This is a genomic window from Pseudomonas sp. Irchel 3E19, assembly GCF_900187585.1.
In the GTDB taxonomy this organism is placed as follows: domain Bacteria; phylum Pseudomonadota; class Gammaproteobacteria; order Pseudomonadales; family Pseudomonadaceae; genus Aquipseudomonas; species Aquipseudomonas baetica.
In genome coordinates, this window is the sequence record NZ_FYDT01000015.1 from 50,013 (window position 1) to 67,339 (window position 17,327).

Annotated in this window: 11 protein-coding genes; 8 read left to right on the forward strand and 3 right to left on the reverse strand. The window is 59.5% G+C overall.

Annotation, left to right across the window (positions count from 1 at the left end; genetic code table 11):
* The first annotated feature begins 126 nt into the window (after positions 1-126).
* Positions 127-4,932 (forward strand): dermonecrotic toxin domain-containing protein, encoded by a 4,806-nt coding sequence (locus tag CKW18_RS12140; protein ID WP_095189016.1) that lies wholly within the window; start codon positions 127-129, stop codon positions 4,930-4,932.
* Between the two features lie 59 nt (positions 4,933-4,991).
* Here CKW18_RS12140 and CKW18_RS12145 read toward each other — a convergent pair whose 3' ends face one another.
* Positions 4,992-5,261: a PepSY domain-containing protein gene (locus CKW18_RS12145; RefSeq protein ID WP_095189017.1), complete on the reverse strand. Its 270-nt coding sequence runs from the start codon at positions 5,259-5,261 to the stop codon at positions 4,992-4,994.
* A 153-nt stretch (positions 5,262-5,414) separates the two neighbouring features.
* On the opposite strand from CKW18_RS12145, the gene CKW18_RS12150 reads away from it, so the two are divergent.
* Positions 5,415-6,422: a FecR family protein gene (locus CKW18_RS12150; protein ID WP_095189018.1), complete on the forward strand. Its 1,008-nt coding sequence runs from the start codon at positions 5,415-5,417 to the stop codon at positions 6,420-6,422.
* Positions 6,423-6,479: 57 nt separating this feature from the next.
* On the opposite strand, the gene CKW18_RS12155 is transcribed toward CKW18_RS12150, so the two are convergent.
* Positions 6,480-8,825, reverse strand: coding sequence for an acylase (locus tag CKW18_RS12155; protein WP_095189019.1), 2,346 nt, complete (start codon positions 8,823-8,825; stop codon positions 6,480-6,482).
* 268 nt (positions 8,826-9,093) lie between these two features.
* On the opposite strand from CKW18_RS12155, the gene CKW18_RS12160 reads away from it, so the two are divergent.
* The gene (locus tag CKW18_RS12160; protein WP_095189020.1) at positions 9,094-9,471 is read left to right on the forward strand and encodes a fe2+ zn2+ uptake regulation protein; all 378 of its coding nucleotides are present in this window, start codon (positions 9,094-9,096) and stop codon (positions 9,469-9,471) included.
* 18 nt (positions 9,472-9,489) lie between these two features.
* Here CKW18_RS12160 and CKW18_RS12165 read toward each other — a convergent pair whose 3' ends face one another.
* Positions 9,490-9,678: a hypothetical protein gene (locus CKW18_RS12165; RefSeq protein WP_095189021.1), complete on the reverse strand. Its 189-nt coding sequence runs from the start codon at positions 9,676-9,678 to the stop codon at positions 9,490-9,492.
* A 558-nt stretch (positions 9,679-10,236) separates the two neighbouring features.
* Between CKW18_RS12165 and CKW18_RS12170 the strand changes: the two genes are divergently transcribed.
* The 5 genes from CKW18_RS12170 to CKW18_RS12190 are packed head-to-tail and all read left to right on the forward strand — an operon-like array spanning position 10,237 to position 17,313.
* On the forward strand, positions 10,237-11,490 hold the full coding sequence (locus CKW18_RS12170) for an MdfA family multidrug efflux MFS transporter (protein WP_095189022.1): 1,254 nt from the start codon (positions 10,237-10,239) through the stop codon (positions 11,488-11,490).
* Between the two features lie 13 nt (positions 11,491-11,503).
* Entirely contained in the window at positions 11,504-12,634 is a 1,131-nt protein-coding gene (locus CKW18_RS12175; RefSeq protein WP_095189061.1) for an acyl-protein synthase, read from the forward strand.
* Position 12,635: 1 nt separating this feature from the next.
* A complete protein-coding gene (locus CKW18_RS12180; RefSeq protein WP_095189023.1) occupies positions 12,636-15,038 on the forward strand; it encodes an aldehyde dehydrogenase family protein in 2,403 nt (800 codons plus the stop codon).
* Positions 15,039-15,082: 44 nt separating this feature from the next.
* On the forward strand, positions 15,083-16,384 hold the full coding sequence (locus CKW18_RS12185) for a phenylacetate--CoA ligase family protein (RefSeq protein ID WP_095189062.1): 1,302 nt from the start codon (positions 15,083-15,085) through the stop codon (positions 16,382-16,384).
* On the forward strand, positions 16,372-17,313 hold the full coding sequence (locus CKW18_RS12190; RefSeq protein ID WP_095189024.1) for a GNAT family N-acetyltransferase: 942 nt from the start codon (positions 16,372-16,374) through the stop codon (positions 17,311-17,313). The genes CKW18_RS12185 and CKW18_RS12190 overlap by 13 nt, the downstream gene beginning before the upstream one ends.
* Positions 17,314-17,327: the final 14 nt, after the last annotated feature.

The following is a 17,327-nucleotide window of genomic DNA, read 5'->3' on the forward strand; positions in this document are numbered from 1 at the left end:
GGCACGTTGCCACGCTTGGCCGTCGTCAGTGCGATAACTATGTACCACCTGCCACCCCATGCGTGCGGTCAGTCTTGAGCCTCAACCCACCCGCGCCTGCGCAGGCGCCACGCTCGAGACTCCACCATGGCTACCGCCTCTCACCTGTTATTTGCTGAAACGCTGAATTCACCCGGTTTGTGGAAGGCGCTGGGAAAAACCCACGACCTGACGGAAAAGGATTTCCGCTGGCTTGCGCACGTTGCGCTTGCCACTCACACACTGCGTAGCGCGCAGACCCCTTCGATGCTGGCCGAAAGCATTGTGCTCAACGCCGCAGGCCTGGATCCGGTGCCGCTGGCCGGTGCTTTTACACTGAGTGCGACACCTGACGAAAAGGCGCACATCCTTTACACGCCCTACGATGGCATCCGCAAATTCGACAGCCGCGCCAGCCTCAAAAGCGCACTGCAAACGCAGATCAAAGCAGCGAGCGAAGATGACAACCTGCTGGCTTTCATGGCGATGTCGCAACGGCGCAGCCTGCTCGAAGCAGGCGGTATCAGCGTGTCGTTCAAGACCATCGAGGGGGATGTCTTCGAGTCGCAAAAGGCAGTGATTGTGCAAGCGCGCCAGACCGAGGCGCAGGCGATGCTCAACGAGTTGAACAAGCTGCCTTCGCTGACCGACTTGCTTGATCAAGTACTCGATGATTTGCTCAAGCCACCCTCGGGCAAGCACTCGCATCGCCCCACACAGGTCAGTTTTTATACGCCGGCCAGCGAGAACAACGAGACCACTCAGGCTGCCTCACGGAACTGGCACAACTCCATGAGCCTGAGCGATGCCGTCCTGATGTTCTACCGCCACCCACACTGGCCCGCGGAGCACAAACGTGAATATTCCAATCCCGGACAAGCGCTGGACAACGAGGATCAAACCGAATGGGAGAATGCGGTCAGCCATGCGGCGAGCATGCTGCAGCCCTTACTGTTCAAACAAATGGAGAGCTACTGGAACACAGCTTCAGCCGATGGCGCCACGCGGCGCAGATTTTTCAGTCAGGCACTGGCCAGTCAGGCGCGCACAGAGCTGTTGCTCAAGCGTGAGGCCAATATCATTACGGCCGAGCAATTCAACAACCTGCATTTTATCGTTCAGCAGATTGCCGGTGGCCGCCGGCCAACCCTCGAAACCGTGCATGTCTGGGAACACGCCGCCAATTTCATTGAACCCGCCGGCTCCTTGATGATCGACGACACCCACGCATTTTTGTACACCCCCTCTTCCGGCTTGCAGGTGCTGGCGGACTATCAGGATTTACAGCGCACCGTACTGGCGAAATTCGCCAGCGCCGGGCACGAAGACGAGATGTACGCCCTGTTGAGCCTTGAAGAACGCGCGCGCTTCCTGGGTTTCGACAAGCCTAATGTTTCAGGTGAACCGATCGCCGGTGAGATCTTTACGGTGTTGTTCGAGGCGATCATTACCAAGCAACGGCAAAACATCGAATACGCCTTGCAAGTGTTCCGTCATAGCGACGGTGTCGTGCAGGTGCATGCCCTGTTTGACAAGGCGCTGGATATCCGCGCGATGATCCATGAGCGTTTACTGGAGCTGGAAGCCAATGGCCGCTGGAGCACGCGGCCGGTATTGAGCGGCAATCAGCAGCCCTCCAGCGTACAGGCCGATAGCGCAGTAGCGGCGATCAAGACCTATGAATCAGTCCAGGCCGTACTCAACGAAACGTTCAGTGCCCAGCCTGTTGCGACCGAGGCCGAACAGCGCACCTACCTGGAAAGCATTCAGGCCAACTGGGTCAATGCCTTGTCGGTGGGACTTCGCGGTGAAGCGCGGTTCAGACGTGTGCAGGGCAGTCTGTCAGCGACCGATCTGGCCATGGTCGTGAGCGTATTCGCCGCCGAAGACCACAGCCGTAACGAGCGCAAGGTCATCAACGGCTTTCGCCCCGATGTTTTTTCGCTCACCCTTGAGGCGCCTGGAGAAACCCGACTATTGCCGCTGGCCAGTTGTTTTTTGCTGACCGAGCGCGGCGGTCTTGATGATCGGCATTCCGGACGGGTGATTCTCTGGACACCGGCCATGGGCCTGGAGCCGTTCGCCAACCTTGGTCTGGCACGCCAGGCACTCAAAGCCAGGCTTGAAGACTCTACCCGACGTGGTTTGTTACTGGAGAACCTGGCACCAGCGCAGTGGCGGTTCCACCTCAATTACACGCTTGGCCCGTTTCGTTTGATAGAAGGCAGCCCGCTGCGCAATCGCGTAGCGTCAGCGATCAAGCAGTTTCTGGCCCGCTGCAACAAAGTGCGCAGCCGCATCAAGGATAAAACCCGCCAGGCATCCGCACTGAAAAAACTCAGTGCAACAGCCGACGCCACCAATCTGGTTCAGGCGATCAGTGTCTGCCAGGCCGTCAATCAACAGCAGACGTTACCGGCCTGGCTGGGCATGGCCCCCGTCAAGGAACAGCAGCGACACCTCGAACTGCTGCAGCAATGGCACAACAGCGCCAGCGACGACAAGGACTACCTCGACAACGTTGCCGACCTGACCTCCCACGTCAAACAACGCCTGAAGACGCTCCTCGACGAACGATTCCCCAACAGTAAACTGGATCCGCAGGATATCCGGATCACACCCAACCTGGCACTGGCCGGCCCGGCGCGCAGCCTCACCGGGTTCGCCCTCAACCACGTTAATGTCGCTCAAGGAACCGGCTTCAAAATCACCTCGAAAACGTCGAAGGTGATACCCACAGCCCTGGACCAGCAAGCCGTCAAGCAGTTGCTGCTCTCGCTGGACGTATCGTCGACCTACGCGGCGAAAGTGTCCAAGACCCTGACCGACGACACGGCGCGCAAACAACGCTTCATCCGCCAGTTGCCCTGGCAATTGCTGCAGCATGCCCACAGCCTGAAACTGCAAGGCGTACTGTCCGATAACGCCTTCGAACACATCAGCCAGGTGTTCGATATGCCAGATGGCAGCGCACGGGCGACCGTCACTGGCGCGCATGCCGTGATATCACCGTTGTCGCTGATCAAAACCGTTGGCGCTACGGCGGTAAAAGCCCTGGGCCTGTATGTCTTGAGTCCGGGCAGCGGGCAAAAAGGTCCGACGGTGCTCTACGCACCCTACTTCGACACCGTGTTTCAAGAGTTCGAAACGCCGGCCAGCCTGATCAGCGCCCTCAATACGCCGGGGCCCCTGCAGTCGCTGCTGCTCCGCCGACTGCCCGGCGCACAGCAAGCGATATTTCGTAGCCTGTTGCAATCGAGCGTCGGTGAAACCAGCGAAATGACCCTCGACCCTCAGCCGATCAGCGGCCATTTGCTGGAACAGCTGTTCAGTGACAACACCAACCTGCTCAAACAGTTTCTCGGTTGCCAGACCCTGACCGACGCACAGGCGGATTGGGAAACGGTGAAACACCTGTTCAGCGATGGTTTCAAACGCGTTACCGGCCTGCATCCCGGAAAGCTCGCCTATTTACCGTTTCTCTGGCAAGCCTACAAAGACTTCGAGGACTCTGCAGAAAACCTGCAGGCGCACCATTGGCGACGGGCCTTGCGCTCATTTATCGACGGCGCCGTACAAATGATCACCATCGGTCGTCTGTCCCTGGAAGACTCACCCGTGTCGGATTCCGCGGACGAGCCTCAGACAGCCGCCCCGAATGAGAACCCCCCTGCCGCCGCCGAACCGACCTTTGCGCCTGCGTGGAAAGATATCCAGCCGACCTCTTCGTTGCGCACCAGCTTGCAGCGGTATGAAGCAACAACGATCGCTCTCAAGGATCTGGTCCACGATGCTGCAAAGGCCACGTACCTGGACAGCGCCAGCCAGACCACGTATGCCGCCATCGATGGCAAAGCCTTGCGCATCAAAAACGATGGCGCCACCTGGCGCCTGTTCGATGGCAAAAACTATGGCCACGCGCTGCGTAAAAAAGACACTTCACTGGTACTGGACCGCAGCGCACGGACCATCCGTTTCGGCAAGGCGCTGTCGAAACTCAATCGCCGTGAAGCACCCGACTTCACCACCAGCCTGCTGCTGAACATCGAAGCGCAGGGCATGAAAGAGATTCGCCGCAAACACCCGCTCAAAGCCTGGATGCTGGTGCAGGCGGTCGATCTGGCGCGGTATTACGCCTTCAACAGCCTGCATAATCTGACGCAGCTCAAGAACAAAGTGGCCAACACCCGGCTTGAAGCCTTCCTCAAATCGTTTTTCGGTGTGAAGACGATTGACGCCGATCTGCTCGGCAAAATCCACGAAACCATCGTACCGATCTGCAACGCGCTGGTGGACCCGACGGAAGACCTGATGAACACCGATCGCTTTGTCGTCGGCTCGAACAAGTACCCGCATAGCGACATGACCGCCTTCGTGCTCGACGATGATGCCGAGAAAAAAGTGCATTTCACCGAGCGTTTTTTCGATCAGCGCCTGGATTGGTACAAAACCGGAATGACCGAACCGTTCAACGTGGAAGGTCACGCTCAGGCCGCATTACTGATTCATGAGTTTGCGCACCAGGTGTCGAAGGCCGAGGACATCGTCATGGTCGAAGCCCGGCGGCCCTTCGCCGATCTGATTTCGACCCAGACCACAATTGGCAAACTGCTCAAGCAGGCGCAGGAGGATCATCAGCACCACGTGTTGTCCCTGACCACGCCGCGTGAGCAATTGTTTAGATTGTGGAGCAGCGAAGATCACGCGTGGGTAGGTCTGGACCAGATCGACGGGCTGTCCGAAGCAGCGGCGTGCAAAGGCATTCTCAAGGCAACCAACAGTACGACCCTGACCGAGGCGCGTAACGCCTTTCTCGATCAGAACGCGTCGGATGCGCGCGTCAATACGATCCTGCTCAATGCCGATTCCGTGGCCATGCTGATCTGCATGATGGGCCGCAAACTCGACCTGTAAGCAAACCGCAGGCAAAAAAAATGCGCAGTAGCGATACTGCGCATTGGTACTTCGACGAATCAGTCTTTCTGATCGCGCAACACGTTGCCCGACGCGCCGTCGATGCGGAACTCGTAAACAGCGCCGTCGGCTTTGCGCCCCTCACCTTTCCAGTAGCCGTCGTTGTCGGCTTCGATTTCGTAAACCTCAACATAGCCGGCCTTGGTTTTAACGATCTCGATGGCTTTCTCAATGGTGACCCAGCCGGCACCCGGCCGGTCCGCCAGTGCCGCGCCAGCACTCAACAGGCTCGCAGTGGCAATCATCGCGGCGAATGTTCTTTTGATCATTTTTTCACTCCATTTGTGGATAGTAGTCGCATGACGTCCTGCTTTTTGGGCGCCTGCGGGAAAAATAAGTTCCACTTTGATGGGCAAATGCCATGACGGCAGTTCTCGGCGACTCTCCCCAAAGGTTAGAATGCGCGAAATCAGGACGACTTCATGACCCAAGACACCCTTTCGGACGCTGAATACGATGCGATCACTGATGCCGCTGCGCACTGGTGCATGCGTCTGCACGCCGTCGATTGCTCTGCTCAGGAACGTCTGGAGTTCGAACAATGGCGTGACGCCCATCCGCTGCACGCCTTCGAGTACGAGGCGATGCTGGAAATCTGGGACGTCGCCGAACATTTGCCGCGTCCCGTATCCGCCACTGCCCAAAGCCCCTCGATCAGCCAAGCGTCCCGCCCTTGGCGTCAGTACGCGCTCGCGGCAACAGTCTGTGCCTTGGCGTTACCGCTGGCGGCCTACACGGGCTGGAACCTCGGCTGGCTGCCCAACAGCTATCAGCATTTCGAAGCCGCCGATTCTGTCCGGCAGGTCACGCTCGAGGACGGCAGTCAGATTGAGCTGAACCTCAATACCGAACTGACCTTCAGCAATTACAAGGACGAGCGCCGCGTGTCCCTGAAAAAGGGTGAGGCGTTCTTCACTGTCAGCCATGACCTGAGCCACCCCTTCGTGGTCCGCGCCGGCGAAGGACGGATTCGCGTGACCGGTACCCGCTTCAACGTCTGGATGTACGAGGACCAGGTGCGGGTCAACCTCGTCGAAGGTTCTGTGCTGGTGACCAGCAACGCGGCGTTACCGGGTGATGGTCTGCGCCTGGGGCCGTCGATGCAGGCCCGCTACAAGCACGGCGATTACATGCCGCAAATCAGCCAGACCTACCCCAATGACGCCGCCCTGGCCTGGCGCAACGGCAAGCTGATACTGGACAACCTGGCGTTGAATGAAGCGCTGCCGCTGATCAACCGTTATCTGAACAAACCGTTGATGCTGGCCGATAGCAGCACCGGTACGATCCGCGTGGGTGGTGTCTACAACATCAAAGAGTTGAACAACCTCGGCGGGTCTCTGCCCAAGGTGATACCGGTCTACCTGACACGCAACAAAGACGGCAACCCGGTGATCAACGCCATCGCGCAACAACCGCCAAAAAACTGAAGGCCGCGCCTCTTGCGAGGGGCGGCCTTCACGTCTGTTCCTGACAAATGCCTGCGTTTATTGCGCCGCCACTTCCCCATCGCGCTTCAATGTCTGATGCACAGTCTGCACCTGATACTGCGGGTCAGCCTTGATCTGCTGTTCGGTAAACGGCAGCACGCTCCATTGTTTCTTCGAGAAGGCCGCGGTCTGATCCGCCGCGTATTTCGACGCCGGATCACTGGACAGCGAGAACGCCAACAAGCCCTGCGCGTGTGGCCCTTGGTCGTCGAATGTCACCACTTGCAGGTAACTGGTGCCGCTGACCACTTCAAGTTTGCCGTCTTGGCGCGGCACACTCTGGATCGCGTTGTAGATCCCCAAAGGCCCCGGACCGCCATGAATCGGCGTCTGCTGACCGCCACTGCTGACGACCTGGATATCGCCCCAGCGGGTTTCAGGTTTCAGGCCCATTTTCCCGGTGGTTTCCAGCGAGGCCAGCATCGCCGCGCGCAGGGCCTTGGCCACTGGCGGTTGCTCGATCGCCAGACCACGCGGCGTGTTTTGGGCGTCTTTGGGATCAAACGCCACGCGCCAGATATCAGGCGATTGTTGCAAGGTCTGCATGATGTTCTGGAAATGCACCAGCCCCAGTCCGGAATCCAGATTGGCCCGGCCATCCCACTGCTTCAGGCTGGCACACAGCGGTTTCAAGGCGGCGGCATCGGCGCCCTGTTCCGCGCCACAGAACTTCAACAGATCCGGCAGCACCTGGCTCGCCAGATACACCTGATCGTCCATGACCATCTGCTGCAAGTCTTTTACCGTCAGCGTGCCCTTTTCGCTCAACGTGCTCAGCCGATCCAGCGCAAAACGCGAACGCAAGCCCAGTGGCTGGCCGTCCTGACTGATCAGCGGAGAGAACCCGGTCAACGGTTGCGCCGGGTTGGCCAGCCACGCGGAGTCGTTGGAGTGTTGAACGAAGTCCTTGCGCAGCAACTGCGGCAACTGGCTCGATGCGTAAATGCCCTTCTGCGCCGCTTGCGGGTCGATATCCCAGGCACAATCGCTGTTGGAGCCGTCCAGAACGATCATCTGCAGCCCGGCACGCGGATCGCTGCACTTGGCCAGCTTCGCAGCGTTGACGTTCGGTACCACCGACAGGTTCATGTACAGGGTTTGCCCCTTGGCATCCACGGCCAGGGTGTTGACCCAAGGGATGCCCTGAATCTTGTGTACCGAATCCTGCAAATCCTTGAGCGTTGTCGCCTGATTCATCGCGTACCACTGCTTGAGCACTCGATCGTTATCGAGGTTGGCGTCGCGCAGGCTATAGGCGAATTGATTGTTCCAGTCGAGCTTGCCCGGCCACTGCACGATCGGGCCGAACTGCGAGCTGTAGATATCCCGCGCGACCGGCACCACTTGGCCATCGGCTTGTTTCACCTGCACCGTTACGGTCTGCTTGTGCATCGGCAGTGACTTGCCATCGAGCAGATAACGCGTTGGATCCTTCGGATCGAGTTGCAGGCGATACAGCGTGAAATGCTTGGACGAGTCGACGGTGTGGGTCCAGGCCAGGTGCTGGTTGAAACCGATGTTGATCATTGGCAGACCCGGCAACGCCGCGCCCATCACATCGAGTTTGCCAGGGATGGTCAGGTGCATCTGATAGAAGCGCATGCCGCCGACCCAAGGGAAATGCGGGTTGGCCAGCAGCATCCCACGGCCATTGAAGGAGCGTTCGCTACCCACCGCCACGGCGTTGCTGCCGCGATCCAGGGCAAACCGTTGCTGACGACTCTCTGCCAGTTGATAGGCGCGTGACTCGCCTGTCACCTGAGCACTGGCTTGCGGCGGCGTGGCGCCGGCCAGCGCTTCGGCAAACTGGCCGACCCCGCCTTCCACCAGCAGACGACGGGTCAGTTTCACCAGGTCCTGGGCGGTGATATCCCGTACCCATTCACCCTGGCACTGCGCAGGCAGGCCCTGCCGACGACGCTCGGCCAGTTGCTGGTTGTAACCGGCGGCGTAGCCTTGCACCAGATTGCGCACCTCGATCGGTTGCGCCTGCCAGAACGTCTGGACCGCCTCTGGGGTATTGAGCCAGTTGAAGAACACATCACTGACGCGGTTCTGCCGTTCTTCGACGGTAAACTGGTCCGGGCCGAAAAAGCGCGAACGCTGACCATTGACGGTAACGATCTCGTTGGCCAGCAGGCACAGGTTGTCCTGCGCGTAGGCATAGCCGATACCAAAGCCCAGACCACGCTCGTCCTGCGCGCGAATGTGCGGTACGCCGAAGGTCGTGCGGCGAATGTCGGCAACGGTTTGCGCCGCAGGGCTCAATGCGTGCGCCGACAGACTCAGCCCGAGAAACATGCCGGCAAGGGTCAATGCGGTTAACTGCCTGGAAATAATCACGCTCGCTCCTGATGCAAATGCCGAAGTGCGGAGCACACCTGCTCCGCTATGACGCCCACGCGTCCACGCGCGATGAGCCTTCCCTGTAAACGAAGCCAATGAAAAAAAATTAAGCCTGCGCGTTGCGCTTTGGCAGGGGTGTCACAGAGAAAGGACAAATCGGCGACAAATTTTCTACATTTTTTCTTTCATGATTTGTCGAGCTGAAACGTCTTGTTTAGAGAGCACGAAAAAACTTTCCTGATCAGGCTCTGAAAGGAGTAACCGCATGTACAACTCGCAACTACCAACGGACGGTAGCCCGGCGCCAAAAGGAGCTTCCAGGAGCCCTCACGCGAGCGATTTCCAAGCGCGTGTCGAACGACACGGCAATGAGCGCATTCGCCTGCTGCTCAAGAGTTTCGGCCTGCGTACCAGCCTGATTCGACTTAAAGTCATCGACGCCTTGCTGGTCGCCGCACAGAGTGAGCGCCGCCTCGGCGTACGCGGTGTGCATAGCCAATTGCTGGATCTGGACATTCCGCTGTCCTTCCTCAGCGTGCGTGAAGTGCTTAAACGCCTGTGCGCCGAAGGCGTGATCACCTTCAACGCCGACAAGAGCTACAGCCTGCATCCGCAGGCTGCTGCGGTCCTCAACAGCGATTGAGGCGCGCGACGATCGCCGTCAAGGTTTGACCTTGCGGCGCATCACGCCGTTGATCACCACCACGATCACCGCCACCCCGATGGCGATGTACTGGAACATCTTTTCAGTAATCATCCCGGCGTTCTGCAGCCAGGACAGGCCGAGCATGATCGCCAGTACGGAGACGGCGATCAGAATCGAGTATTTCAAACGTTGCGACTGAGTCATTAAAGGTTCCTGAAGCGTTGAAATGTATCCGCTGTGTATCGGTTTGCATGCCATGCGCTTACCGTTTTAGGGGGATGCGCTGGCATTTGGCGGGTCTCATGTTACAGCCGCTGAAGAGTTTTGGCTTCATGGCGGCGTAACCATGAGGAATTTTCAAATGCTGCGTCGAATCACCTGGCTGATTCCCTTGCTGGCCGTGCTCACCTTGAGTGGCTGCATTATTTTCCCCCACGGGGGCTGGCATGGCGACCACCACCGCTACTGCGCTGCCGGACCCGGTTACTACCATCGATAGCGCAATCCTACCGGGCCGCCAGACCACCTGAAGTTGTTAGCCAGGTGACTCACACGACATCGTCCAGCCAAAAATGCCCGTCATGCGACGGGCATTTTTTTGCCCGCTCACCGGTGACGGCCCAGCCCTTTCAATTCACGTAAAGTCTTACAAATATCCTGCAAGTATTTGAAATTTAAAGTCTCAGCAAACCGTTAGATTTCCCCCAACGACTCAACCTAGTCTCTGCGAACTACTTCTCGACCGATAAAACAGGGACGTTTATGCAGAGAACTTTAATCCCCATTGGCCCGGTGCAAGTCTTGGGCTTCTGCCTGGCTATCACCTTATTTGAACTGCTGACCTATATGGCCAGTGACATGATCATGCCGGCGATGCTGACGGTCACTCAGGACTTCGCCGCTGATCAGCGGCATGTGCCCAACGCGTTCAATCTCTACTTGCTCGGCGGTGTTTGCCTGCAATGGCTGATCGGGCCGTTGTCCGACCGATTTGGTCGACGTCGCCTGTTATTGATCGGCAGTGCAATGTTTGGCGTGGCCATTACTGCGGCCTATGCCAGCCAGAGCATTGAAGCCTTCAATGCCTTGCGTCTGATCCAGGGCATGGGCCTGGGGTTTGTCGTCGCGGTCAGCTACCCGGCGTTGCAGGAAGTCTTTTGCGAAGCCGATGCCGTACGGCTCATGGCCCTGTTGGGCAATGTCGCGTTGCTGTCACCCCTGCTCGCGCCGTTGCTCGGCGGCTTGTTGCTTGAATGGTTGAGTTGGCGCCAGCTATTTCTCGGCCTTGGGCTGACGGCGGCGTTAGCCTGGCTCGGTCTCTATCTGTACATGCCGGAGACCATCGGCGCCGTACGTTTGGACGGTGGACAGCAAGCACCTGTGCCCTTGTGCATGAGACGGATGGTTGAACGCTATCTGGCCCTGCTACGCAATCGAAGTTTGCTGTGCGCCAGCCTCGCTCTGGGCTTGATGAGTCTGCCGCTGATTGCCTGGATCGGTCTTACGCCGCTGTTGCTGATCCAGAGGCACGGCTTTTCGCCTGTGCAGTATGGCTTGTGGCAGATACCTGTATTTTCCGCGGTGATTGTCGGCAACCTGATTCTTGATCGATTGCTGCCGCGGTACCCACTGCCACGCCTGATTCGCCTGGCGCTCTGGCCGTACTGCCTGGGACTTCTGGCCTTGCTCGGCTCGGCGCTCGCGGCCAGCTCCGTCACCCTGCTGGTTGCCGCCCTGGCGCTGTATGCAGTCGGTCTGGGCATGAGCAATGCCGCGCTGTATCGCCTGGCACTGTTTGCCAGTGACGACAGCAAAGGCCTGGTCTCGGCCCTGATCGGCATGCTGTCGATTGCCGTCATGGGCACCGGTGGCTCGCTGATTGCCGCCCTCGGTGGCGGCGAAAACCTGCAGGCGTTCGCACTCTGGGCAGCCATGGGCGGTTTGCTGTGTCTGCCATTTCTGCGGCGCGTTCTGCACAACAACGCTCGCGCGCCCACCCCTGTCACACCTCGATAATGGACTATTGATGATGCATGAATTCCCCCTTGGCGATGCCCTTTGCGCATTGCCCAAACCCTACTGCGCCGACTCCATGCCGCCGGGTCTTTTTGACCGGGCCATGGCGGAAATCTGCCAATACCACCGCCAACACACGCCGGGCTACCAGCACTGGTTGAAGGCCAACGGCTTCGACAGTGAAGCACTGCACACTGTCGAAGACTGGTCCGGCCTGCCGCCGATTTTTGCCAACTTCTTCAAGCAACAACTGTTGCTCAGCCCGACGGGAGAAAACGCCCTGGAGCTGACCTCCTCCGGCACCAGCGGCCAGAAAAGCCGCATGCGTTATGACGAGCGCAGCATTGCGGGCGCCCAACTCATGGTCGAACGAGTTTTCGACCACTACGGCTGGAATACCCCGGGCACCCCGTGCAACTACCTGTTATTGAGCTACGAGCCACACGGCCGCATCACCCTGGGCACTTCCTACACTGACCAGTTTCTCTGCCGTTTCGCCCCTGCCAATCGTATCGTTTATGCCCTGCGCGATACCGGCGGCGGTCATCAGTTCGACGTCTTCGGCGTGATCGCCGCCCTGCAAGCATTCGCCGAGGAGGGCCTGCCCGTGCGGATCTTCGGTTTCCCGGCTTTTCTCTGGCAGACCCTTGAGCAAATGCAGGCCACTGCCGTCGACGATGTGCAATTGCCGGAGCATTCGCTGGCGTTCTTCGGCGGCGGCTGGAAAACCCGCGCGGCCGAAGAAGTCCCCAAGGCTCAGCTGTATGCACGCATCCAGAAGCAGTTGGGCATTGCCACCTCCCGCTGCCGCGATGGTTATGGCGCGGTCGAACATGCCGTGCCGTACGTTGAGTGTGCCCACCATCATTTCCACGTGCCGGTGTATTCGAAGGTTTACGTACGTGACACGGCAGACTTCAGCGTCTTGCCCTATGGCCAACGCGGCCTGCTGAGCTTCGTCTCGCCGTACATTTCCTCCAGTCCCGCCCATGCCGTGGTCATGAGTGACCTGGCCACCCTGCACCCCGGTTCAAGCTGTGCCTGCGGTTTGACCAGCGACTGGTTCGAACTGCATGGCCGCGCCGGCACCAGCGCCAGCCGCAGTTGTGCGATGGCGGCTGCCGACCTGCTGGGGGGCCATTGATATGTACTTGATCAACGGACAACTGCACGCCGACTACACCCTCGACAACGCCCTGGCCCAACTTCAGCAAGGGTTGGCGCAGTACCTCGAAACACCGTTGCACAGCACAACCGTTGTCAATGCGGCGGCGGTCTTCGCCGAACAACTGCGCAGTGCCACCCCACCGGTGACACTGGATGATGAGCTGCGCCTGGCCCTGATCGATTTCTGTCAGACCGCGGCACTGCACAGCAAGGTTGAACGTGAGCTGGGTGAGCAAGCCGATTCGCTGCGCCGCTTTGACTATCGACAACCCCGTTATGAAGCCTGGCGCCCACTGGGACTGGTGGTGCACATCACGCCGGCAAACTCGCCACTGCTCGGGTTCTGTGCGGTGCTGGAAAGCCTGCTGGCCGGCAACCTCAACTGGCTGCGCCCCAGCAGCAGTGATCAAGGCCTGAGTGCGCGCCTGCTGCAGGCCTTGGCGCAGTGCGACTGCAGCGGCCAGCTCGGCCACTACGTCGCGGTATTGCCCGTGGCAACCACGCAGATCGGCCAACTGTGCAAACAGGCCAATGGTGTCTCGGCCTGGGGCGGCGAAGCGGCGTTGCAAGCCATTCGCCAACAGATCCCGGCCGGCTGTCGCTGGATCGACTGGGGGCACCGCATCAGTTTCGTATACCTGAGCCCTGACGCGGCCACGGAACAGGCCCTGGACGCCATCGCCGATGAAGTCTGTCGCCTCGATCAGCAAGCCTGCTCCAGCCCGCAATGGGTGTTGGTGGACAGTGACGATCGCGCCGTTCTGCGTGACATCGGCGCCAGACTGGCCCTGGCCTTCGAGCGCCGCGCCGAACACTGGCCGGCGCTGCAACCGAGCCTGCAGGAAGCCGCCGAGATCACCAGCCATACCGCCATGGTGCGGCTGGGAGAAAGTTTTTCCGGCCTGACTGCCGAGGTCTGGAGCGCGCCGGGCTGGCGCGTGATCTGGACACACGAGCAACAACTGGCGCCCTCCCCGCTGTTTCGCACGGTGCTGCTCAAACCGCTGCCACGCGCGCTCATCACCCGTCATTTGCTGAGCTGGCGCAACGTGCTACAGAGTTGCGCGCTGCTGTGCCCGGCGCAGCAAGTGATCGAACTGACGCACACATTGCTTGCCGCCGGTGTGACGCGCATCGCCCCGATCAATGCGATTCATGACGGCTATGACGGCGAACCCCATGACGGCGTCTACGCCCTGCAACGCCTGAGCCGGCGGGTCTCGGTGAGCCTGCCGGCCATGCAGCTGCCGGTGCACGCCACCCTCGACCGGCAGCCGGCGCCACCTGCCGTGGCCGGCCTGCCGATCATGGACAAACAGGCTTTTGTCAGCCAGTCGATTTCAGACGCTGCTCAGTTGTACTTTCGCTCCGGCGGCAGCAGCGGCACACCGGCGTTGTCCGGTTTCAGCTATCGCGACTTCCAGCGCCAAATGCGCGCGACCGCCGACGGCTTGTTCGCCGCCGGTCTTGATCCGCATCGCGACAAAGTGATGAACCTGTTCTTTAGCGGCGGGCTGTACGGCGGCTTTTTCAGTTTTGCCAAGGTCCTCGAACAGTTAGGCGCCCGGCACCTGCCGATGGGTGCGCCTGCCGATGATGACTACAGTGAGATCGCCCAACTGATCGTCGAACAGCACGTGACCGTGCTGATCGGCATGCCGAGCACCCTGCAGCGCCTGTTCCTCAACGAACAGCAACGCTTGCGCGACTATGGCGCCATCGAAAAAGTCTTCCTGGGCGGTGAGCACCTCAGCCAGCAGTGTCGCGAGCTGTTGCACAGTTGTGGCGTGCGCAGTATCCGCTCGGCGGTTTACGGCAGCGTCGATGCCGGCCCGCTCGGCCATGCCTGCGCAGCGAGCGGCGACGGCGTCTTTCACTTGCTGAGCGATATCCAGCATCTGCAAATCGTCACCCTCGATGACGATACCCCGGTCGTGGCCGGCGAGGTCGGCAGATTATTGTTCACCTCGACCGCGCGCGAAGGTCAGCGGGTCCAGCGTTATGAGGTCGGCGACAGCGGGCGATGGCTGCCCGGCCCCTGTGCCTGCGGCTTGACCTCACCGCGTTTCGAGCTGCTGCAAAGACACGGCAGGCTGGTGCGTATCGGCACTGATTTCATCTGCCTGAGCACGCTGGCCGAGCACCTGCAGAGCGCATTTCAACTGGTTATGGATCACACCGCCAATGGCGTCGAACGCCTGCTGTTGCGCTGCCCGTGCGAGCCGCAAGACATCCATGAACGCCTGCAAGGCTATTCGACGCTGGCCACTCTGCTGCGCACCGGACTGCTGACCGTGGACGTTGAAAAATGCGCGCCAGAGCAGTTTTTCAGGAACCGCCACAGCGGCAAGACGCCCCTGTTAATCGATGCGCGCCGTTGATGCGCCGCTTGCGCCTGAATGCGCGCCTATTTGAAGAGATCGGCATGAACACACTACCTCAATTAAATGCATTGCTCGGTTTTGCCCGACAGCACTCGCCCTACTACCGCAAACATTTCCAGCAGGTTGCACAAGCGATATCGCACCCCGGCGACCTGCCGCTGACCGATGCGCAGGACTATTGGCATGCCAGCCACGACCTTGATCAATGGCCGGTATTGACGGGGTCGGTACAGAAAGCGCTGGTGCTCAAAACAGGAGGCACCACCAGCGCCGGCAAACTATCAGTGTTCACCCCCCTGGAATGGCAAACGCTGGTACGCGACTTCGGCCATCACCTCACCGAGCAACTGAACCCTGGCGAGCGAATCGCCAACCTGTTTTTCGTCGGCGACCTGTATGCCAGCTTCATCTTCATTCACGATGCCTTGGCCCATGTCCAGAGCGGCGTCACCGAGTTCCCTTTCACCGGCAATGTCGACCCGGCTGTGCTGGCCGACTCGATCGTGCAGTATCGGATCAATGTGCTCGCCGGTGTACCGGCCCATCTGCTGACATTCGCCGGCTGGTTGCGCAGTCAGGGCCGCACACTGAACGCGGTCACTACCCTGCTCTACGGCGGCGAAAGCCTGTTTACCGGGCAATTGCAGGTATTGCGCGATGTGTTTCCCAACGCGCGGGTCGCTTCTATTGGCTACGCCAGCGTCGATGCCGGCTTGATTGGCGTCAGCGACCGCGACTGCGCGTTGGGCGAACACCGTATGCTGGCTCACCATAGCCTGGTGGAGATCGTTGATGAACACAGCGGCGAAGTGATTGAGGAATGTGGCCGAATCGGGCGCCTGGTGGTTACCAATTTCAGCCGCCGACTCATGCCGTTGATCCGTTATCCCGTTGGCGATCTGGCCTGCTGGAGAGAGCCGCCTGCGACGCCCATGCGCAAGTTCGCCCTGATGGGGCGCAGCATGAACAGTCAGCGCGTGCGGGTCAGCACCCTGACTCTGCTGATCGACGAAATCGGCGCGATCGTACAGCGCATCACTGCCGGCGAAGACTGGCAACTGATCATCGACCATGTGCAGGACCAGGATGTTGTCGGCATTAAATGGGTGTCCGCCGTGCTAACGCCTGATACGTCCAACACCAGCGCACAACTGCGTGCCGCATTGATTGAACACTACCCTGTGATGGAACAACTGATCGCCGAGCGCCTGCTTGATGTACAGGTCACCTGCTGCACCGGCGAGGCGTTGGCCCGCCACCCCCGGTCCGGCAAGCGCCAGCGAACCGTCGATCTTCGTGTCTACGACAGTCCGCCTGCGGAGCAGCCCTTATGGAAACAGTGACGCTACGCAGTTATCGCCCCGGTGATGCGGCAGCGGTCAGTCGCCTGTTTCGGGAAATCTATGGCGACCATTACGTTCAGCCCCATGTTTACATGCCTTTGATGATCAGCCAGAACCATGTAGACGGCCGCTGGCATTCACTGGTAGCGGTGACCGGTAAAAAGATCCTCGGCCATGCAACGTTATGCAGGAATGAGGACTCGTATACCGCAGAACTGGCGTTAAGCCTGGTGCATCCGAGCACACGGGGGCAGAACGTAGCCACCCAGCTCGGCCAGCGATTGCTGATACATGCACAGGCATTGGGTTGCCGTGGTGTAACGATTAAACAGGTCACTCAACATCCGTACACGCAACGGATGGCTGAACGCCTGGGTTTTGTCAGCACCGGTTTGTTGCTCGACTATGTTCCGTCACCGTTTGACCGGGCGCAGAAGGAGTCGATCGTTGTCGGCTTCATTGCCATCGACGATTACCGGCGCCCGCTCCCTGCACTGGTATGGCCGGAAAGCTGTCGCGACTTCATGCTGTACTTGTGCAGGGCGTTCGGCACTCAGGAAAAGCAGAAGCCGTGGGTGGGACCACCGGTGCATTTCGAGCAGTCTTCAGGGCGCTATGACGTGGTTCTGAAAACCGCCGACAGCCACCTGCTCAGACAACTGCGCCAATTGCCCCGACACTGGATGATTTCCATCAAACTCAGGCTTGCGCAGGACTTCACCAGCGCGATGCGCAGCTTGTCGACGATGGGCTTCATGTTTACCGGCGTGGCCCCGGATGATCGGGGCCAAGGATGGCTGGCGCTGTTTCACCGTGGTTATCGACCGGGCAAGCTGGCCTTGCATTGCCCGCACATGCAGCGCTTGCATGATCAGGCGCAACAGCCATTCAGGTCTGACTTGAGCGAACCGCCAGCTGCCGGCAATTAAACACTCGACGCCGG

What these genes read in the sequence shown, in the direction of transcription:
- CKW18_RS12140 (WP_095189016.1), top strand. Translation starts at nt 127, where the DNA reads ATGGCTACCGCCTCTCACCTGTTATTTGCTGAAACGCTGAATTCACCC.
- CKW18_RS12145 (WP_095189017.1), bottom strand. Translation starts at nt 5,261, where the DNA reads ATGATCAAAAGAACATTCGCCGCGATGATTGCCACTGCGAGCCTGTTG.
- CKW18_RS12150 (WP_095189018.1), top strand. Translation starts at nt 5,415, where the DNA reads ATGACCCAAGACACCCTTTCGGACGCTGAATACGATGCGATCACTGAT.
- CKW18_RS12160 (WP_095189020.1), top strand. Translation starts at nt 9,094, where the DNA reads ATGTACAACTCGCAACTACCAACGGACGGTAGCCCGGCGCCAAAAGGA.
- CKW18_RS12165 (WP_095189021.1), bottom strand. Translation starts at nt 9,678, where the DNA reads ATGACTCAGTCGCAACGTTTGAAATACTCGATTCTGATCGCCGTCTCC.
- CKW18_RS12170 (WP_095189022.1), top strand. Translation starts at nt 10,237, where the DNA reads ATGCAGAGAACTTTAATCCCCATTGGCCCGGTGCAAGTCTTGGGCTTC.
- CKW18_RS12175 (WP_095189061.1), top strand. Translation starts at nt 11,504, where the DNA reads ATGCATGAATTCCCCCTTGGCGATGCCCTTTGCGCATTGCCCAAACCC.
- CKW18_RS12180 (WP_095189023.1), top strand. Translation starts at nt 12,636, where the DNA reads ATGTACTTGATCAACGGACAACTGCACGCCGACTACACCCTCGACAAC.
- CKW18_RS12185 (WP_095189062.1), top strand. Translation starts at nt 15,083, where the DNA reads ATGAACACACTACCTCAATTAAATGCATTGCTCGGTTTTGCCCGACAG.
- CKW18_RS12190 (WP_095189024.1), top strand. Translation starts at nt 16,372, where the DNA reads ATGGAAACAGTGACGCTACGCAGTTATCGCCCCGGTGATGCGGCAGCG.